This window comes from Nostoc sp. (assembly GCF_036916975.1).
In the GTDB taxonomy this organism is placed as follows: Bacteria; Cyanobacteriota; Cyanobacteriia; order Cyanobacteriales; family Nostocaceae; genus Nostoc.
Genome location: NZ_JBALFF010000078.1, coordinates 72,950 through 93,935, shown reverse-complemented (window position 1 = coordinate 93,935; position 20,986 = coordinate 72,950). Strand labels below are relative to the sequence as shown.

The window sequence follows — 20,986 nt, the reverse complement described above, 5'->3', positions numbered from 1 at the left end:
GGAGTTTGGAGTTTGGAGTTTGGAGTTTGGAGTTTGGAGTTTGGAGTTTGGAGTTTGGAGTTTGGAGTTTGGAGTTTGGAGTTTGGAGTTTGGATTAACTTCTAACTCTACCCTGATGGTCTTCCATTGGAGGGATGAGTAAATGCGGGAATATTGATAATCTATCTAGCAGCAAACATTTAAGAAATAATAAGTACGTCTATGGCATCTCCTACACCACTGCATGGCACGGAACTAGTAGATTGTGCTAGAGCAAATGCCAAGCAAGGAATTGAAACTGCTGCTCATCAATGTGGCTATGGTCAAGACCTCAATAAATTTGCACGCGAACTCAGACAAGCTTGTGAAGAAATGAATTTACAAGTAAAAGAACTTAGTGGATTAATTACTGAGCAGGACTTAATACTGCAATTGGGTACTGGCGAAATTGTTGCTCCAGATACGGAATCAGAATTGTAAAAGTTAGTCATTTGTCATTTGTATTTTATTCTTCACCTATGACTAATGACTAATCATTAACCGCAATGCTGAACCGGAGATACAAGCTAAAAGATAAATAGCTACCAGACTAGTGCCAACAGCGATCGCTACTTCTAATTGTCGTTGCAGAAAATAAGCCCAGATAGTAGCTATCGTACCTAATATTTATCCTAATAATGCCTCTACTTAGACGCTTCTTTGGCTTGTCGTCATCTAAAAATAGTTCTTTGCCCCCTAGCTGCACACCACCCAAGGCGTAGATATATTCGGTGGTTTCTTGTTGCAGAATCAATATATAGGACTCATATTTGATTTTTGAAATGCACGTAGGGTGTGTTAGCGTCAGCGTAACGCACCTCCCCCAAAGCTTTTGGTGCGTTACGGCTTACGCCTAACACACCCTACATAATACTTAGATTTTTTCAGAAATCAAATCGGATTCCTATAGTTCAGTTAGGGAGCATCCCAATTTTGGCTTAAATCTTTTCCCTCACCCCCAGCCCCTCTCCTTCAGATGGGAGAGGGGAGACATAATTCTAGTTCCCCGAATCCCTTCATATAGGATTCGGGGTTAGGGGATGACGGCTATCAAGGTTTTTGCACCTGACGGGATGCTCCCGTTCACTTAAGCCTAAAACTCAACTTCTACGTAAGTAGGTAGGCAAGATAAAACCAAACTATATTAGGACTTACGCAAAAACTCCTCAAACTCTTATTACTTCGTGTCCTTTGCGTCCTTTGCGGTTCGTTTTTCCATAATTTTGCGTAAGTCCTATATATAACAAAAAGTAAAATCTCTGTATTTGGCTCGTAGTTGCGCTTTAGCGCTCTTTTATTACTCTCGTCAGATTAAATTTGATAACCCTATTTTGCCGTTAGTCCGCGCAGGCGGACGAGAGCTTGTGTAGCCGCGATTTATAATCGCTTAGATTATATCTCTCTCCAGAGTCATAGAAGAGCGTTATACCAATTCTGTATGAAGATACGCTAAACCATATTTTAAGTATAAGAAAGAAAAACGAACCGCGAAGGACGCAAAGGACACGAAGAAAGAAAGAAAGAAAGAAAGAAAGAAAGAAGTTAAAAGGCTCCAAAAAATATAGCGGTTCTCACTTGGGTGCAATACAGCCTGAACCTCACCCCATATTTGCTTTACTCAAATACTCCCCTCTTTGATGCTTTGGAGAGGGGTTGGGGGTGAGGTTTAGAAATGTACTTCATGCAAACTCCAAGCGCTATATATCTCTGGTGGATCTTGTAACAAAGATATGAATTAACACTCAAGATGAAGCATAGATGAATAACACTTTTTCAAAACTTTAAATATAAAAAGTCTTCTTTATAGAAATTTTATGAAATTAATATTTCATCAGAGAAAAAACATGACATCATCAAATATGTTAGAGATTTTTATTTAAAGTTCATCAAAACTTTGCTATTACCTTATGAAGGATATATCAATGTGAATATTTAAATAAAGTTCCACAACTAACATAGATGTAACAGCATTTTATAGTGTCAAATGTGTAGTTTATTAATTTACAACCAATATCTAAGCATAATAGGTAAATTCACTACTTTTAACTACTTAAGTATGTATCTGCCTGATTAGATGTTGCTTCATATCAACTTTATGCACCTGCATATAAGTGAGATTAAACCAATTTGTAATAGAGCCTCTGGCACGCTTTGTGCGTTCAGAATTACGTTTTGGTAATTTTTGATTAAATTCACTAACCTGGATTTACATGCATCAAAAATTCAGAAAATTGTCGAAAAAAACAAAGATTCATAAGGACTTATACGCCCTTTAAGGAATTTTTTGTATTTTTTAGCATACACATTTTTCTATATATATGCTTTTCTGAAAAATCAAGCAATGTATATCACTTCGTACTGTTTTTTAATAGGTGGAAAACTTGTAAATAAAATGAGCAAAAAAGCAAACATGAAATAAGGAGTTTATCTCCAGATTTAACTGAAGTAATACATGCCAAGACTAATAAATATATTCACAATTAACATGATTAAGATTTTTTAAAAAGCCAATATAAAACCGAATTCTGGAACATTGATTATGGAATTAGTTTTAGCACTATTGCGAGGCATATATCTCAATGAATGATTCACAAAATCAACAGCTGTCAACATCTCCAAGTCCAATAATTAATGCTCAATCATCTCTACAAAGCATTGATAAAGCACAACCCAGTATTTCCGGTAGCGCCAGCGTGCTATCTCAAGGAAATGGACTCAAAGCAGAGTACTACGACAACATCGACTTCACCAACTTAAAGCAAACTCGCACAGATGCGACAGTCAACTTTAACTGGGGTACTGGTTCTCCAGATCGATCCATCGGTGCAGAAACCTTCAGTGCGCGTTGGACAGGTCAGGTGGAAGCCAAGTACAGCGAGACTTACAACTTCTACACCAATGCTGATGATGGGGTGCGGCTGTGGGTCAATGGTCAGCAAATCATCAATAAGTTTGTCGATCAATCTGCTACAGAATCGAGTGGCGCGATCGCACTGGTTGCAGGTCAGAAGTACGATATTAAACTTGAGTACTACGAAAATACACGCGATGCCGTTTCTCGACTGTCTTGGTCAAGTTCCTCTCAGTCCAAAGAAATCATTCCTCAGTCCCAACTGTATTCACCAAATATTCAGACCGCGATTACATTAGGATCATCTTCCACAACAGTTAACGAAGGTGCTGGTAATGTGACCATAACGTTGTTGAGAACTGGTGATTTAAGCAGCACATCTTCAATCAAGTATGCAACCATAGCTGGTACTGCCAAAGCAGGAGTTGACTACGGGAGTGAAGGCACAGAAAGCGCTGGAACACTTATTTTTGCGTCAGGACAAAGCACCAGACAGATATCCATTCCGATCAATGACGATTCTTTAGCAGAACCAGATGAAGCCTTTAGTTTTGTCATCGATCAGCCAGAGGGAGCAACACTAGGGCTTCAAAGAACTCTCGGAATTACCATTCAAGATAACGATCGCTCTAGCCTCGATTTCACTCAGCCAGTAGTTAATGAGAGTGACGGTACTGCTACGGTGACAGTTACACGGGGTAACACTTCGGGTGCTGCTAGCTTAGACTACATAACCGTGGATGGGACTGCTAAAGCTGGATCTGACTACCATGCTACATCTGGAACCTTAGCCTTTGCAGCAGGACAAGCCAGCAAGACCATTTCTATCGCCCTTAAGGATGACACCATTGGGGAGGTAAATGAAAAATTTACTTTGAAGTTCAGTAATGCAATTGGAGTGCAACTAAATACTCAAGAGACAACTATCACTATTATTGATAATGACAGTGGTAACTTTGCTTTAGAGACAGTAGCTTCTGGTTTGAATCAACCCACAGCTTTTGACTGGACATCTGACGGTAAGAGCATGTTCGTTGCCCAGAAAAATGGGGTAGTGCGAGTTGTGAACAACGGCACTTTATTATCAACACCATTTATCGATATCTCTGGAGAGGTTAATGATACGCGCGATCGCGGTCTTTTAGGCATTGCCGTACATCCAGATTTTGGCAAAGCCACAAACCCCAAAAACTACGTTTACCTGTTGTATACTTACGATCCACCAGAAACCAATCCAAACAACTCTAAAAATAATCGGGGTAGCACATTAGACAATCCCGATCAGAATGGGAATCGGACTGCACGGCTAATTAGGGTAGAAGCTGACCCCAAGACTAATTACACTACTGCTATTGCAGGCAGTGAAGTTGTGCTGCTAGGTACTAATGGCACTTGGGAGAATATTAGCCACCCAGATGGAAATAGTACAAATGTCTCACTTGGCTATGCACCATCAGGAATTATCAACAAAGATACTGGTAAGGCGTTTATCAGCTTACAGGATTATCTGAATAATCAGGATAAAGTCGAAAATGTCCAAAATTTTATAGCCAACGATAGTGAATCTCACTCAGTTGGTTCTGTGCGCTTTGGCACCGATGGTTCTCTGTTTGTGAGTTTAGGAGATGGTACTTCCTACAATGGAATAGATCCCCGAGCAATTCGCGTCCAGGATGTCAATAATCTGTCCGGTAAAATCCTGCGGATTGATGCGATTACTGGTCAAGGCTTATCAAGTAATCCTTTCTACAACGGCGATTATAATAGCAATCGTTCCAAAGTTTATGACTTAGGTCTGCGTAACCCTTTCCGTTTCACAATTGATAAAAACACCAATACCCCCGTAATTGGTGATGTTGGCTTCGATTCTTACGAAGAGGTCAATATCGGAAAACCAGGAGCTAACTTTGGCTGGCCATTCTATGAAGGTGGCCTTGATGCAAATAATAATATCGTCAGTCTGAAACAACCAAACTATTCTAACTTAGATGCAGCAAAAGCCTTTTATAGTAGTGGCAAAAGTGTTGCAGCACCAGCTTACACTTATAAGCATTTTGGTTCTAATTCGATCGTCTTAGGTGACTTTTACACAGGCAGTACTTTTCCTTCAATCTATCAAGGTGCCTTATTCGTTGGTGATTTTAGTCAAGGAACTATCGATGCTTTGACATTTGATAGTCAGGGTAAAATTGTCTCAGTTAAGCGGTTTGCTTCTCAAGCAGACAGGCCAAATTTAGGAGTCCCTACACAAATCACCACTGGAAAAGATGGTAATCTGTACTATGCAAACTTGACCGGGGGTGAGATTGACCGCTTCCGACCTGTTTAGAGTCTAATATGTTTGGGGAGTGGGGGGAGATGAGGGAGAAGAATCAATCCCCAATCCCCAATCCCTAATCCCCAGTTCAAGATAAATTTGTTAAAAATCCCAACAATTTTTTAGTATTTGATGTCAAGAGGGTTCGACGATAAGCATCAGCAGCTTTTTTAATCGCTTCGGCTTGAGTGGGATAAGGATGAATTACACTACTTAACTTACTCAAACCGATTTTATTCACCATTGCCGTAGTTAGTTCTGAAATCATCTCACCCGCATGACTGGCGACAATAGTTGCACCGATAATTTCATCAGATCCTTTTTTATGGTGGATTTTGAGAAATCCTGATTCTTCACCATCTGCGATCGCTCGGTCTACACTACTAAAAGGGATGTTAATTGTCGTCACTTCAATACCCAATTTCTGCGCCTCGTGTTCGTACAAGCCTACATGGGCAATTTCTGGGTCAGTATAAGTTACCCACGGCATCACCAGACTACTGAGTTTCGAGCGTCCTATGCCAAAGGGAGAAAATAGTGTATTCTTAATCACAATTCGCGCCGCAGCATCAGCAGCATGGGTAAACTTCCAGTTCATGCAGATATCACCAGCGGCATAAATTTTGGGATTCGTCGTTTGGAGATAATCGTTTACCTTCACACCTTGGCGCTGATCGTATTCTACACCTACTGCTTCTAAATTCAGACCTTCGACATTTGGCGATCGCCCCGCACCGACTAAAATTTCATCTACTGTCACCGAATCTCGATGACCATTAGAGGAAAAGTAAAGCCGTTTCCCCTCGGTAACAGTTACCACCTCTTCCAACTTGGAATTCAGTACGACGCGAATTCCTTCGCTAATCAAAACATTTTGCAGAATTTTAGCAGCCTCAGCATCTTCTTTATTTAGAAGATGAGAACCGCTATGGAAAATTACCACCTCAGAACCTAAGCGGCGGAAAGCTTGCGCCAATTCGCAACCAATCGGGCCGCCACCAATCACCGCTAAACGTTCCGGTCGTTGAATCAGCGAAAAAACCGTCTCATTAGTTAGATAACCCGCCTTTTCAATTCCCGGAATCGACAATTGAGCAGCTTTTGCGCCAGTAGCAATTACAGCTTTTTTAAACCGGAGGGTTTTGTCGCCAACTTCCACAGTATTTTTAGTTGCAAATCGGCCGCTACCCAAAAAGACATCGACACCCAAATTTTGAAACCGCTCCGCCGAGTCATTATGGCTGATACCAGCCCTTACCCGCCGCATCCTTGCCATGACTTTGGGAAAATCAACATCAATATTATGTTGAGGAATATTAACACCCAAATTTTGAGCATCCCAGATTTCGCCAACAACACGAGCAGACCGAATAATAGTTTTAGATGGTACACAACCAACATTTAAGCAATCTCCACCCATGAGATGCTTTTCAATTATCGCCACTTTTAAACCCAAATCCAGACCCGCCGCACCCGCAGCCACAACTAATCCCGCCGTACCAGCCCCAATTACTACTAAATCGTAAACATCAGCCGGTTCAGGATTAACCCAATTTGGCGGATGAACGTAAGACACCAACTTTTGGTTATACTCATCAGTTGGGCGAACTGTGACTCTCTCTAAATCTGAATTGGTCATTAACAAAACCTCTTTTAAGAATTGAAAATACTAAATTCACCTGAGCTAACTTTTTACTCTTAGAAAACCTCACCCCCAACCCCTCTCCGATGCGTTGGAGAGGGGAGCGTTTGCAATATCAAATGCGGGGTGAGGTTGCGACTATATTGCACCGAACGTGAGAATCGCTATCTTTTAAAAGTAATATAGGTTTTGAATTGTTTTGTCGGTTTGATAATTTACAGATACTCTTCCAAACTCAGTTTAATTTTTAACCCAATTCCGTGGGTTTAAGTCCCCCGGTTCTATAAATAGGTAAGTAATGCGATTGGGGACTGCGAATGCAATGTTGCTCCTCTGGGGGTTTCCCCAAGACGGCAGACGGCAATGCAGCGCTAAATCCCCAGACGCTTGCGGACTCGCTAACCCTTCTCTACGAGACGCTACACGAACGCTAATACAAAACTGAATTACGAATTACGAATTACGAATTACGAATTATTTTTAATTGCACTTACTTCCTCTTCTAAAGCTTTGCGTGCAATCTGGGTTACATAAACTGTCACAGCTACTGTAGCAATCAAACCTAAAATCCGAATTGCCCATTGCAAAGTCGGGTTAGTCGGTTGAGTCTCACTACCAATCATGGCAAGATTACCTGCAAGGGAACCAATATAAACGTACATCACCGTTCCGGGAATCATGCCTACAGAGCCAATGAAGTAATCTTTAAGAGAAACTCCTGTGATACCAAAGGCATAATTTAATAAATTAAAAGGAAATATCGGGGATAGTCGCGTTAACAAAACAATTTTTAATCCTTCTCTACCAACCGCTTGGTCAATAGCGGTAAATTTTTTGTTATCTGCAATTTTCCGAGCAACCCAGCCCCTTGCTAAATAACGTCCTACAAGGAAAGCAGCAGTAGCGCCAAAAGTTGCACCGATAAATACGTAAAGAGAACCCCAAACTGTACCAAAAATCACACCAGCCCCCAAGGTAAGAATAGAACCTGGGAAAAAAGCAACGCTAGCGATAATGTAAAGAGCAATAAAAGCTATGGCTCCCAGCACACCCAGGCTATCAATCCATTGCAAAGCTTCGCGTAAAATTGCTTGGGGATTAAAAGAATTTGGATTTGTAGATTCTTGTGCTAAAGCTGGGTCTGTGTTTAATGAGAACCCACTTGCCAATATTAGTAATATTAATCCACTTCGGCTAAAAAACTTCTCTAATTTTATAGCATGAATACTTTTAAATATCTGAATGATTGTTAGTTTTGTCATAGGTTGTTATTTTTTATATTGTCACACTTTGATCTAAAGATTTCTGAGCAATTTTTGTGATAAGTAGGTAGGCGTAATTAAACATAAATAAAACCTCACCCTCAATCCCTCTCCGATATTTTGGAGAGGGAAGCCGGATAGAGGGTGAGGTTTTATATTTAATTTGACCCACTTACATACATCTTCTGAGGCTCAACTTTGACTTTTGACTTCCCCAAAGGGGCTGACCTTGTGAGGCTCAATATTGAAACTTACACCTCAAATCTAATGCCCCTAAGATATACTGCCCACATGAGAAACAGCTTAAATTCTCTTAAATTTTTCTCGGCGATACCAGCGACAAATTCGCTCAGGTGAAACGCCAAGTAAATAAGCAATAATTACTATTTGATTAAGTAGCGTAGTTTTAAACACTCCCTTTTGCAACCATCTACGGGCTGAGGTAACAACTGGTGTGGGAATAATTACAATCCGTCCGATGCGTTTTAAACGACGCATGAGTTCAAAGTCTTCCATGATAGGCAATTGGGGAAAACCACCAATTTGCTGATATACTGCTTTTGTTAAAAAAATTGCTTGGTCGCCATAAGGCATTTGGTAAAAATGCGATCGCACATTTATTCCCCACTCCACCCATCGTAAACTTAAAAGTGATGCATCAATCCGCAACTTAAATGCACCAGCCACAGTCCCAGGCTGTTGTAGTGCTGTGCGAACCATGTCATCAAACCCAGTCGGTAAACAGGTATCTGCATGGAGAAATAGTAGAATTTCCCCAGTAGCAGCTACAGCACCCGTATTCATTTGAGCAGCCCGACCGGGAGATGATGAGATAACTTTGACATTTAAAGACTGAGCGATCGCTACAGTATCATCACTAGAGCCACCATCTACCACAATTACTTCTATATTTATACCGGGTTGAGTAGTTGCGATCGCTTTTTTGATATTCCCCGCTTCATTAAGAGTCGGAATAATAATAGTAATTCTAGCTGCGTCAACATTATGACTCATGATTGCTAAGGTGTGCGTTGGTTTACCCAGCGTACCGCCTCAATAGCAGATGCAAACCGCATAGACACCCTAGAAACCCGCACTTCCCCCGTATTAGGATTTGTCGCTTTCAGGAACTGCATAGGCTGGACATTAACTCGCTCTCTAACGATACGTAACAACTTGTATTCTTCCCAGGAGTCAATTTCGACTGTGTTCATTTTTTCTAATAAGTTTACCCAGCCGATATCATCGAGTTTCCGCGTGCGTTCCAGCTTTAGTTTACCGTGGTGTGCATACAAGTTATATCCATCTGCAAACGCTATAGCAGGTGTATCTTTGGCGTGGAGATGGTTATTGCTATCAATACTGATTGTGGTCGAATGGTTGGAGATAATCGCAATATTCTTAAAAAAGAAAGTCCAGCCGCAATTCTTAACAAACTTTTCTAAAATTAATACTTTATTTTGAAATTGGTGATATTTTAAACTATGAATACAAAAGTCAAAATAACTACCTCCAGCGATTAAAGTTTCAGGCTTTTGGCAGGAAGAGAATATATTTTTAATAAAGTTGCGATCGCGCTTACCAAAGTACTTTTCAATAACATCTTCCCACTGAATTTCCATCTGATTTTGCAATAAATTTGCATACTCTTGTGCCAGATGATTCTCAAACAAAGAATGTAAATTGGCTTGTAAATTACTGGGTAGTCGCACGAGCAAATCTGATTGCAAATTACGGTAGATTCTGCTCCAATAAAAATTATCTATGGCATCACCCAGGATTGTGTGGGAATTAACTTTGAACAAATTCCAGATGTACTCGAACGCAGCGTTAGGGCTATCAACGATAATTATTTCAGGTTCCGTGAGTTCAAGTGCAGTATATATTGCTCGAACTGCATCTGTAGCGTGTTGCTGGTTGATGCGTTCAGTGGATAGCCCAATGTGTTGCCATTTTTCTCGATATCGGGGTATGAATGCACGTTGTTCTGGTGTCAGATAGTCGGCGGACATAGCAGGTATGCGATACAGTGGCTATTTTGTATTAAAGCAGGTTATTTGACTTGGTTAGTAGAATTTATTAAAGATTCCTCAAGATAATCCCCATGACAGCTATCACCGTCAACTTGAACCCTATCATCCAACTTACCGACAACCAATTTTATCAACTCTGTCGAGAAAACCCAGAAGTCAAATTTGAACGCAATGCGGAGGGAAAATTACTAATAATGCCACCTACAGGCGGAGAAACTGGAAATCGCAACTCAGAAATTTCGGCAGATTTTGTGATTTGGAATCGCCAAACTAAACTAGGAATTTGCTTTGATTCTTCTACCTGCTTTAAACTTCCCAATGGTGCAAATCGTTCTCCTGATGTCGCTTGGATAAGAAAAGAGAGATGGAATGCACTCACACCCGAACAACAAGAAAAGTTTCCACCTATTGCACCAGATTTTGTTTTGGAGTTAATGTCACCAAGCGATAGTTTGCGAGAAACGCAAGCGAAAATGCAGGAATATATTGATAACGGAGTTAAATTAGGCTGGTTAATTAATCCGAAAATGCGTCAGGTAGAAATCTTTCGTATTGGTAAACCAATAGAAATACTAGCATCTCCACAAGAATTATCAGGAGAAGATATTTTACCAGGATTTATTTTGAATTTGCAAATAATCTGGGGATAAATATTTATTGATTTCGGATCACCTGCTCAAATTCAATAAGAGCATCGTACTGGTCAGGCATTGCGATATAATGCAGCAGTAAAGCGGGGTCTAAATTTGGAAAAAACCCACTCCGGTTTACTTCTTCATACTCGACACTCTCGTTAAGACGGAATATTTTTATTTCATTAGATTTCCAAAACCAAACTTCCGGCACTTTTTTAGGCTTGTATAACTCCTTCCTGTTAATGGTTCCACTGGTGACGATAATTTCAATAACAATGTCAGGAACTTCCCTTTCTATACCAATACTGTAAGACTCATCTGGTGTGCCAGAAGCATACCCAGATTCTTCTAGAGTGAAACCACCACGTCTGTAGAACCGGATGCCCAACTCTCTCATGTAAGCTTCTAGTAGCAAGCCAACAGTACTTTTCACTTTCTCATGTTTATCTCCAATGGGCGACATAATTTCTAAAATTCCTGACAAATAAGACAGTCTAACATTGCGGTTGTCTTGAAGTTGTGCCTCAATCCCTTTGAATTGCTCCCAAGAAACATCCTTGAGAGTTACCATTTTTTCTTCTGTGGGCTGCTCTACCAGTGGGATGCTCATAAAAACACTTTCCTTATACGTTCACTAATTCCAATACAGTTTAGTTAAGCATTTCTTCCTTCTGTCTCTTCTCTTCCTTTGCGTTCAACTCTTGGAGACACACTCGTGTTTGCGTCAACTCTTGGAGAGGCTTGTCTGCGACACGCTCTTGCTAGCTTGCTTCCACGAAGCGGTATGCCAACGCGGTTCGTTAAAAAAATTAACTTTGACAAAGAGTTAACAAGTTCCGTGGGTTTTAAGTCCCCCGCTTCTATCAAGCGGCAAGTTTTGATGCCTCAGCTAAATCCCCCGAAGTAATGCGAGTCGGAAGCCGTCCCCACAACAGCACTCTTCGTTACAAAAGTTAATTACGAATTACGAATTACGAATTACGAATTACGAATTACGAATTATTTTAAGCCTTAACCCAAGCGTATTGTCACTAATTCTACTTTTTCGATATTGACGTAATGCACCCTATGGAAACCACCAGCTATTTGTATTGCTGTAAAACTGAAACCGTCCAAAGCCGAGAAATTGTCCGTGGGATTTTTCACCCACCGGGAAGGCTGTCACACCCAATAAGTAGACACCAGAAAAGCTGGGATTACTCACAGGGCGGAGGGCGATTGTAACTGTCTGTCCCGGAGTTACAGGCGGGTCAAAGTTCACATTAACTGTTCGCGTCTCGCGTTCTGCTGTGACTGGGCCTAGTGTTAGCCGAGATTCTTTGCGTAGGCGTAGCCCGCCGGAGGCATCGCTAGTTCCCACAAATGCACGAGTATCATTAAGATTGTAGCGGATGTTTTCGGCTCCCTCCTTCTGGGTAATAGTTACCTTCTGAAGCGATTCTCCAGCATTTTGCGGCACGTTAATAGTAAAATAATAAGTCCCGCCCCAAACATTGACATCTTTGTAAGTAGTCGTCGCTTTAACAAGTTTCGGCGGTTCGACAAAGTAGACTATGCCATCTCTAAGCTGCACCCCTTGAGTTACCGGAACAGCAACTCCTCCAATGCTTATTGCTAACGAGAGTGTTATCCCAAACAAAGTTGTAACGCGCATAATTCAGATATAAAAAAACGCACTCATTTCAATTCTAATTCTTTGGGAATCAGCGACTTGGGAACAATAGAAGCTTGTTTTTCCCCATCATAAGATTTCGTATACCACCAAGCCCAAGCAATTAAAACTGCTTGCAGAGGAAGCCTAACTACGTGTACCCAAGGTGAATTAGGTATATGTTCAATCTTAATCAGATTAACCGCCATATAAATATTGGCAGGGTAAACAGCAATAAAAAGAGCAAGAAGTCCCCAAGCAGAAGCTTGACTTACAGGCGGGACTAATAAGCCGATACCACCCAAAATTTCATAAAATCCGCTGAGATAAACTAATCCTAAAGGGTAAGGTAGTTGCGGCGGCACAATTTTCACATATTCTTCTGGAACAAGAAAGTGTGTCACTCCAACCACAATGATGCATATAGCAAGGATAACTCGTAATATTTCCTTATATTTATTCATGGGTTTTGTCTTATTATATACTTGTCCCTATTACTTCAGTTTGACTGACAAATGTTAATCTGCCTTGAGCCAATAGTGTTATAACTGCTTAACTTTAATATTTTACTGCTTCTTTAAAAAACTTTTACAAAAATACTAAGTAAGCGGGTCAAATTAAATATAAAACCTTACCCTACCTCCGGCTTCCCTCTCCGATACTTTGGAGAGGGATTGAGGGTGAGGTTTTTTCTTATATTTAATTACGTCTACCTACTTATTTTAATTGATTAAATCAGGATAAATTACCTTCAAACAGAGACAATATATTGCTTTTTAAAATTATCTCAGGCGGAAATTAACAAAATTTGTGGCAATTTGACCAGTCCAAAAATCGCCGTATTCTGTGCAACCTTTAGATAAACGAACTTTTCGCGTCGGTAAATCATTGACATATTTCATCTGAATCTGATATTTAGTTGGCTTAAAGTTGTAAAAACTCAAAATTCCTCCATACAATGCATAACCTGTAAGCTGAATACAATTTTTGCTATACCACTTGAATTTTGCATACATCCAATACTCCAAACTTTCCCCGGACATAATTAAAGGAATATCTGACTCTTCCACAAATCTGGTTGCATTTCTACCAAAACTTCGTTCCATAGGCTTTCCATGTGGATTTAATATTTCTGGTACAAAATGAGGTAGTTCAAATCGATAAAGAGTTGATGAGTTATTAGTAATCTTTGCTCCAAATTTAATAGGTGTTTCTTCCCCAAATACTGGAATATTATACTTCCGCTCTGACACTAAGGCTTCAAAGTAAATTCCATCGGCTTCAATTTCACTACTATTGTTTGATTTCTCAGGTGTCATCCTAGCTACCGTTTATTACCTATTACTAACACTTTATCCATAAAAACATGAGCGATGCCTTTAACCGACTTGCACCCTTCATCCAAGAATATATTTATCATCACCAATGGACTGAATTACGGCCAGTTCAAATTGCCGCCTGTCAAGTTATATTTGACACCGATGCTCATTTGCTAGTTACTGCTGCAACTGCTGCGGGTAAAACAGAAGCAGCCTTTCTACCAGTTTTAACTTTATTACATGCCAATCCTGCTGCAACTATAGGGGTATTATATATTAGCCCAATCAAAGCTTTAATTAACGATCAATTTGAACGCCTCAACGACTTACTCAAAGAAGCAGATATTCCCGTTTGGCACTGGCATGGTGATGTTTCTCAAAGTCGAAAAAACAAACTTTTAGAAAAGCCTGAAGGCATTCTACAAATTACACCCGAATCTCTAGAAAGTTTGTTAATCAACAAAAATAACGACATTCTTCGCTTATTTGGTGATTTAAGATTTGTTATCATTGATGAAATTCATGCTTTTATGGGTTCAGAACGCGGTTGTCAAATTATTTGCCAATTACAACGTTTAGCAAAGTTGACGCAAAAACAACCGCGCCGTATTGGTTTATCGGCAACTCTTGGTGATTACTCAATAGCGGAAAATTGGTTGCGTTCTGGAACAGAAAAACCAGTGATTACACCGGAAGCTAATGGGATAAAACGCCAAATAAAACTAGCTGTAGAACATTTTTATATTACTGATGAAGAAGATGAATCAGAGGCGACAGCTTATGAAAAATATATTTTCAACCTCAGCAAATCTCAAAAATGCCTGATATTTGCGAATAATCGCACGCAAACTGAATCTGTAATAGCATCTTTGCGACAAATTGCCACAGAACAAAGGCTACCAGATATATATCATGTGCATCATGGGAGTATATCTGCTAGCTTGCGGCAATCTGCTGAAAATGCGATGCGTGAACCCAACAATCCAGCAGTTACCGCCGCAACTCTGACTTTAGAATTAGGCATAGATATCGGTCATTTAGAGCGAGTTATTCAGTTAGAATCACCCTTGTCTGTAGCTAGCTTTTTACAGCGTTTAGGACGTAGTGGTAGAAGAGGTGAAGCTGCGGATATGCGCTTAATTTGTGCTGAAGATAAACCATTATTAGAAGCTTCTCTACCAGAACAAATACCCTGGCAACTTTTGCAGTCCATTGCTATCATTCAACTTTATTTAGACGAGCAATGGATTGAACCAATCAGACCGATTAAATATCCTTTAAGTTTGCTTTATCACCAAACAATGAGTATTTTAACAGCAGCAGGAGAAATTTCACCAAATACTTTAGCTAAACAAATTTTTAGCTTGCCGCCCTTTGCTGCTATTTTAAAAGAAGATTTCCAACTATTGCTGCGCTATTTAATTGATATAGGTCATATTCAGCATACTGAGCAAGGTAAATTAATCCTGGGTTTGGCAGGAGAAAAGATTGTGAGAAAATTCCAGTTTTATGCTGTCTTTGCTGAACAGCAAGAATATATTGTTAAGCAAGGTGCAACGCAAATTGGCAGTATCGTCACGCCGCCTGCTGTTGGAAATCAATTTGCTTTAGCTGGGAGAACTTGGGAAGTAGTAGAAGTTGACTTTAAAAAGAAAGCTATTTTTGTTAAACAAGCCGAGGGGAAAGCTAGTATTTATTGGCGTGGTAGTGATGGTACTATTCATACCAAAGTTTTGCAACGAATGCAACAGGTTCTCTTTGAAAATATCGAGTACAGCTATTTGCAAAAAAATGCTTTGCAACGTTTACGTGAAGTTCGCCAATTGGTGCAGCAGGTTGGATTAGATAAACAAAATATCTTGCAATTAGAAAAAGGTAAATGCTGCATTTTTCCCTGGATGGGTACGGTTGCTTATCGCACTTTAGAAAGATTACTCAACTCCTACTGTCGAGAATATTTGGAAATTACAAGTATTGGCGGAGTAAATCCTTATTATTTAACAATCAAATTAGGCAAGGATAAATTTAAATATCTTTATGATGAAATTGCTTCATTGTGTGAGCAAAGAATTACCTCAGAAGATTTACTCAGTACTTCAGAAGCACCGGAAATCCAAAAATATGATCAATTTGTTCCTCATTCACTTTTGCGAAAAGCTTTTGCTAGCGATTCTTTAGATATGAAAGAACTTAAACAGCAAGTGGCATTTTGGAGAGGATAAAACATAGCACAATAGTTTAATTAAGTAGGTAGATGTAATTAAACATATAATAAACCTCACCCTCAATCCCTCTCCGTGAGTTCGGAGAGGGAAGCCGGATTGAGGGTGAGGTTTTATATTTAATTTGCGCCCACTTACTTATCTGTAAATTTCTATATAGCCATTTTCAATCCGGTGAGGTACAGATATACAAATAGACCTAACCCCCTAACCCCCAACTCGTCGCGGGAAGGGGGAAAATTTCCATTCCTCTCTTTTTAGGAGAGAGGAATGGAAATGAGTTAAAAATTATACCTCACGCTTGTCAAGAAGCGCTATAATTCCTCAAAATCATAATTAGGTAATCCAGTAACATCAGTTTGGAGAGCAAACAAATCACCAGAGTAGAAACTTTTTTCGATCTCTGCTTGGCTGAGTCCAACTGAAGCAGTGGTAATGTAAAGTGTTTGCAAATCTTCGCCGCCAAAAGTACAACTAGTTGGCACTTGCACAGGTAGCTTTATCCGCAATATCTCTTCACCTTTGGGGTTGAAACGAATTACACACCATCCATCCCACATAGCTGACCAAATATATCCTTCACTGTCTATTGTCAAGCCATCAGGGTGGAAGGATTCATGAGTTAAATCAACAAAAATCCGACGATTAGTAATGTTTCCTGTTACTGAGTTAAAGTCATAAGCATATATTTTGTGCTGAGGAGTATCTGTTAAGTAAAATGTTTTTTGATCGGGACTCCATCCCAAACCATTAGAAATAGTCAATCCCGTTTCCATTACATGCAATGAACCGTCTTTATCATAGCGATAGAGACTAGCTTGGGGTTTTTCTAAAGAACACATTGAGCCAAACCAAAAGCGACCTTGAGGGTCACATTTTCCATCATTGAGACGGTTATCTGGTAGATTTCCTTCAATTTCCAAAATGGGGTTAACTTCACCTGTCTGGGTGTTGAGGAATGCCAGGTGATGGCGGAGTAACATGATTAATCTATCTGCACCTGCTGTTGCGATCGCACCTACGACATCTCCCACATCAAAAAAGCGATTTTCCCCCGTGGTAGGATTGAACTGATGCACCCGATGGTTATAAATATCGACCCAGTACAGTAGACTTCTGGTAGAGTCCCAGATGGGGCCTTCACCTAAGCGGGCCCTGGCTCCTAGAACATTGTGGAGTGGATATTGCCCCATAAGCAGTTAATTTAAATATTAAATCTTCAAAAGTATATAGCTAAATGGTTGCTTTCATTAGGTAAAACATTTACGACACATTTATAATACTTCTTCCTTTTTATTCAAGTTCAGGGTTTGTATACCATTTCCGAATTCTTGTTCTAGTAAAAACTAAAGACGCGAGAAATTGCATCTTTCCCAGGTATAAGAAAAAATATTTTCTTTTGACTTTGGTCAAACCTTTACCGCGATCCGTTAACTTAAAATTAGTCGGTCAGGATTCCCCTTATGTACCAAACAGACCCGCCTCGTCCTGCAAAAGAAACTCTACCCACCATGTATGATCTTCCCAGTGAATACCCGGAGGACTCTGGTTTGCCTGACGAATTTCATCTTTTTCAACCCCAACTTCTGCGCGAAACCTTCTGTCCACCTAACTATCCAGCAGAGGAGGTATTTGTTGCCACTGACTTAAACCTTTACTATGACATCCGGCATACATTGTGGTATAAACGCCCAGACTGGTTTGCTGCTGTAGGAGTTTCGCGTCTCTACGAACAGCAAAACTTGCGTCTGAGTTATGTCATCTGGCAAGAAGGGGTTGCTCCTTTTGTCGTGGTAGAATTGCTTTCTCCTGGCACAGAAAAAGAAGACTTAGGACAAACTTTGCGGGAAATTAACCAACCGCCGACCAAATGGGAAGTTTATGAGCGGATTTTGCGAGTTCCTTACTACATTGTCTTTGACCGTTACACTGACAAACTCCAAGCATTCCAATTAGTTGCAGATAGTTACAGCGAATTGAACTTGAGTATCCCACGGGTGTGGATGCCGGGTTTAGAACTGGGCTTAGGACTTTGGCAAGGTTCTTACCAAGGAATTGAGCGGTTGTGGCTACGTTGGTATGATGCATCCGGGAATTGGCTGACCACGCCGCTAGAACGAGAAAGTCAGCGTGGTAACAGATTAGCAGCACAACTGCGAGAGTTAGGCGTTAACCCTGACGAGTTGTGAAGGTGCGAAACGGGCGGTTAGAAACCGCGTCTACACGAGACTTAACCCACCTCCGTGGGTTTCAAACCCTTAATTTGACCTTAAGTCCGCCTCCACGGACGAAAGCCTGGTAGGCAAGCCACTGCGCCCTTGCGGCTTTCCAACTTGTTCGCTTTTAGGGTTAAGACAGGATAAAGTGGCGTGCGAATTGTATTCCCCCTGGCTCTAAGTTGATGGGAGCATCTCAATGAGTGCAAATATACTAGGAGATTAAAAATCGCGGCTACGCAAACTTAAAGAATTTGAAACCCACGGAGGTGGGTTTTGTTTGTATAGCCGCGTTCGCCCTTGGCGTGCCGGAGGCATCATTCTATTCGCCAGGACAGGCGTGTTTTACAAAAATGAGATGCTCCCTAAGTTGACAACGCTTGTAAAATCTCCTCATCTACAGAGAAATCAACATCAGCTTTATCTTTTGCATTAGTCAAATAGTCATTTTCTAGAGAATCTTGTAATCCAGAAATTAAATCATATTCAGGATGCCAGTTTAATTCTGTTTGTGCTTTGTTCACCGAAGCAAAGAAATGCTGCACTCGCATGGGAAAAGCTTTGCGCTTGCCGAAATCAAACTTTTTCGGGTCGTAATGGACGATTTTAACAGCATCGGGTGATTTACCAGCCGCTATAGCACTAGCACGGGCTAAACCATCAAAAGTGACAAAGCGATCGCCAGATATATTATAAATCTGTTTTATGGCTTGTTTATTACCCAAAACCTTAGTCATTGCTAGCGCCAAGTCTTTTACATGACCGAACTGGGTGATATGCAAGCCATTTCCGGGGATAGGAATGGGGCGATCGCGCACAATTCTGTCAAAAAACCAGCCTTCTAACTCATTATAATTACTAGGTCCGTAAATATAAGTAGGACGAATGGAAGTAAAAGGTAATCCTAATTGAGTCAGATAAGCTTCTGTTTCATGTTTACCCTTATGGCGACTTTTAGGATCTACTGCATCGCCTTCTACATGGGGCAATTGGTCAGATTTGAGATATACCCCCGCAGAACTCATATAGACAAAATGTTGCACTCGGTCTTGAAAAATTTCTGCCAGTGGTTGAGTATCAGTAAGTTCCCGTCCGTTATTGTCAAAAATGACATCAAAGTTTTCTTGTGATAACTTTGCCTTTAATTGGGTAGCGTCGGTGCGATCGCCTATAATTTGTCCTACTCCCTCTAAAGAAGGTGCTGGCCGATTTCCCCGATTGAACAGCACCACCTCATGTCCTTGTTTTACTAGTAGTTTAGTCAAATAGACACCAATGAACCGAGTACCACCCATAATTAGAATTCGCATAAATTCACCACTTCTATATCAGTTGTCGTCAAGGGAGTAGGGGAGTTGAAAAGCTGGCATTGCAGGGGAAGAATAACTATTGGTTATTCCCCACTCCCCACTCCCCACTCTGAGATTATCAGGTTGCAGCATCCATCTGGAACCTCTAAGGGAAAGATTGCGTCCCATTTGCTAATCTGGGACACTTCCCGTTAATTAATCACAAAGGGAAACTTTTCAGTCGGAGTCTAAGAAAACTATCTTCAATTTTGAATGCGTAAATTTTGAAATTTGAATTGTTTAGCTGTGTCCTTGAAATATGCTCTGGTTCATGAGTGGCTGACACCCAAAGCCACCGGTGGTTCAGAACTCGTTGTCCGAGAAATTTTGAATCATATTGATGCTGATTTGTATGCCCTCATAGATTTTGAATCTAGTAATCCTGAAAGTTATTTATATAAGCGTCAAATTGGCAAGACGTTTCTCCAGAACTTTCCCTATGCCCGCAACGGTATACAAAAGTACTTGCCAATGTGGCCTTTGGCAATTGAACAACTTGATTTGCGCCATTATGATGTAATTCTGTCTTCATCCCACGCTGTTGCCAAAGGAATTCTTACCACTCCCGAACAGATGCATATTTGCTACTGTCACAGCCCAATGCGCTATGCCTGGGACTTGACTTTTGATTATCTGCGCCACAGCAAACTGGGTAGTGGTTTAGCTGGGTGGGTGACACGATATTTATTACATCGTTTGCGCCAGTGGGATGTATTGAGTGCCAATCGCGTTGATTACTTCATTGCTAACTCGCAACATACAGCCCGGCGGATTTGGCGTTGCTATCGACGAGAAGCAACAGTCATTTACCCACCCGTGAATATTGCGGAATTTCCGTTTTTGTCTGAGAAAGATGACTTTTACCTGACAGTTTCCCGGTTAGTGAGTTACAAGCAAATCGAGTTGATTGTCAAGGCTTTTAATCAACTCAAACGACCATTAGTAGTCATTGGTACAGGAGATGAAATGAACAAGATACGCGAGATGGCAAACTCTAATATCCAAATATTGGGATGGCAACCCGATAATGTGGTAAAAAAATATATGTCTAGGGCTAAGGCGTTTGTATATGCAGCTTGTGAAGATTTTGGTATTGCCCTAGTGGAAGCACAAGCCTGTGGCACGCCAGTGATTGCCTACGGTGCAGGGGGTGCTTTAGAAACAGTGCGGGATATTCGCTCTTGTGCGGATACAGGGACAGGTATATTTTTCAAGACGCAAACAGAGGCAGCTTTAGTGGAGGCAGTGGAAAAGTTTGAAGTGTATGAGGGTTCGTTCAGTTCCGAGTATATGCGATCGCACGCCGCGCAGTTCTCACCGCAAATTTTTGCAGATCGTTATTTAGATTTTGTAAACAAATGCAACGAAAAAAGACCATTTTTGCAATGATGGTCTTGAATAACGTCTGATTTTTTTAGGCTTTTGGCAATTTTCCCCAGAAGCACCTCATTTTGGCTTTAATATTGGGACT

The 20,986-nt window shown here is 40.6% G+C and carries 17 protein-coding genes; 6 read left to right on the top strand and 11 right to left on the bottom strand.

The annotated features are described in order from the left end of the window. Positions 1-201 precede the first annotated feature (201 nt). A complete protein-coding gene (locus tag V7K73_RS19115) occupies positions 202-459 on the top strand; it encodes a hypothetical protein (RefSeq protein ID WP_334882136.1) in 258 nt (85 codons plus the stop codon). Between the two features lie 109 nt (positions 460-568). Here V7K73_RS19115 and V7K73_RS29910 read toward each other — a convergent pair whose 3' ends face one another. Next, complete coding sequence (locus V7K73_RS29910) at positions 569-772, bottom strand: hypothetical protein (protein ID WP_442936780.1); 204 nt, start codon at positions 770-772, stop codon at positions 569-571. 1,825 nt (positions 773-2,597) lie between these two features. Between V7K73_RS29910 and V7K73_RS19105 the strand changes: the two genes are divergently transcribed. Next, on the top strand, positions 2,598-5,198 hold the full coding sequence (locus V7K73_RS19105) for a Calx-beta domain-containing protein (protein ID WP_334882135.1): 2,601 nt from the start codon (positions 2,598-2,600) through the stop codon (positions 5,196-5,198). Between the two features lie 76 nt (positions 5,199-5,274). Here V7K73_RS19105 and V7K73_RS19100 read toward each other — a convergent pair whose 3' ends face one another. From V7K73_RS19100 to V7K73_RS19085, 4 genes are all read right to left on the bottom strand, one after another. Beyond that, the gene (locus V7K73_RS19100; RefSeq protein WP_334882134.1) at positions 5,275-6,825 is read right to left on the bottom strand and encodes a mercuric reductase; all 1,551 of its coding nucleotides are present in this window, start codon (positions 6,823-6,825) and stop codon (positions 5,275-5,277) included. A 470-nt stretch (positions 6,826-7,295) separates the two neighbouring features. Then, on the bottom strand, positions 7,296-8,090 hold the full coding sequence (locus tag V7K73_RS19095) for a TVP38/TMEM64 family protein (protein ID WP_334882133.1): 795 nt from the start codon (positions 8,088-8,090) through the stop codon (positions 7,296-7,298). Positions 8,091-8,393: 303 nt separating this feature from the next. Further along, positions 8,394-9,104, bottom strand: coding sequence for a TIGR04283 family arsenosugar biosynthesis glycosyltransferase (locus V7K73_RS19090; RefSeq protein ID WP_334882132.1), 711 nt, complete (start codon positions 9,102-9,104; stop codon positions 8,394-8,396). A gap of 5 nt (positions 9,105-9,109) precedes the next feature. Further along, positions 9,110-10,102, bottom strand: coding sequence for a DUF6745 domain-containing protein (locus V7K73_RS19085; RefSeq protein WP_334882131.1), 993 nt, complete (start codon positions 10,100-10,102; stop codon positions 9,110-9,112). Between the two features lie 92 nt (positions 10,103-10,194). On the opposite strand from V7K73_RS19085, the gene V7K73_RS19080 reads away from it, so the two are divergent. After that, the gene (locus tag V7K73_RS19080) at positions 10,195-10,773 is read left to right on the top strand and encodes a Uma2 family endonuclease (RefSeq protein ID WP_334882130.1); all 579 of its coding nucleotides are present in this window, start codon (positions 10,195-10,197) and stop codon (positions 10,771-10,773) included. 4 nt (positions 10,774-10,777) lie between these two features. Here V7K73_RS19080 and V7K73_RS19075 read toward each other — a convergent pair whose 3' ends face one another. The 4 genes from V7K73_RS19075 to V7K73_RS19060 form a co-directional block, all read right to left on the bottom strand. Next, complete coding sequence (locus tag V7K73_RS19075; protein ID WP_334882129.1) at positions 10,778-11,368, bottom strand: Uma2 family endonuclease; 591 nt, start codon at positions 11,366-11,368, stop codon at positions 10,778-10,780. Between the two features lie 456 nt (positions 11,369-11,824). Continuing rightward, entirely contained in the window at positions 11,825-12,412 is a 588-nt protein-coding gene (locus V7K73_RS19070) for a DUF2808 domain-containing protein (protein WP_334882128.1), read from the bottom strand. 23 nt (positions 12,413-12,435) lie between these two features. Next, positions 12,436-12,873 (bottom strand): DoxX family protein, encoded by a 438-nt coding sequence (locus tag V7K73_RS19065; protein WP_334882127.1) that lies wholly within the window; start codon positions 12,871-12,873, stop codon positions 12,436-12,438. A gap of 318 nt (positions 12,874-13,191) precedes the next feature. Further along, entirely contained in the window at positions 13,192-13,728 is a 537-nt protein-coding gene (locus V7K73_RS19060; protein WP_334882126.1) for a hypothetical protein, read from the bottom strand. A gap of 47 nt (positions 13,729-13,775) precedes the next feature. Here V7K73_RS19060 and V7K73_RS19055 point away from each other — a divergent pair, with 47 nt between their 5' ends. Beyond that, on the top strand, positions 13,776-15,950 hold the full coding sequence (locus V7K73_RS19055; protein WP_334882125.1) for a DEAD/DEAH box helicase: 2,175 nt from the start codon (positions 13,776-13,778) through the stop codon (positions 15,948-15,950). Between the two features lie 314 nt (positions 15,951-16,264). On the opposite strand, the gene V7K73_RS19050 is transcribed toward V7K73_RS19055, so the two are convergent. Beyond that, positions 16,265-17,143, bottom strand: coding sequence for an SMP-30/gluconolactonase/LRE family protein (locus V7K73_RS19050; protein WP_334882124.1), 879 nt, complete (start codon positions 17,141-17,143; stop codon positions 16,265-16,267). Positions 17,144-17,413: 270 nt separating this feature from the next. Here V7K73_RS19050 and V7K73_RS19045 point away from each other — a divergent pair, with 270 nt between their 5' ends. Continuing rightward, a complete protein-coding gene (locus V7K73_RS19045) occupies positions 17,414-18,139 on the top strand; it encodes a Uma2 family endonuclease (protein ID WP_334882123.1) in 726 nt (241 codons plus the stop codon). Positions 18,140-18,531: 392 nt separating this feature from the next. Here V7K73_RS19045 and V7K73_RS19040 read toward each other — a convergent pair whose 3' ends face one another. Beyond that, positions 18,532-19,476 (bottom strand): NAD-dependent epimerase/dehydratase family protein, encoded by a 945-nt coding sequence (locus V7K73_RS19040; RefSeq protein ID WP_334882122.1) that lies wholly within the window; start codon positions 19,474-19,476, stop codon positions 18,532-18,534. Between the two features lie 285 nt (positions 19,477-19,761). Between V7K73_RS19040 and V7K73_RS19035 the strand changes: the two genes are divergently transcribed. Beyond that, positions 19,762-20,904, top strand: a complete 1,143-nt coding sequence (locus tag V7K73_RS19035; RefSeq protein WP_334882121.1) for a glycosyltransferase — start codon at positions 19,762-19,764, stop codon at positions 20,902-20,904. Positions 20,905-20,986 lie beyond the last annotated feature (82 nt).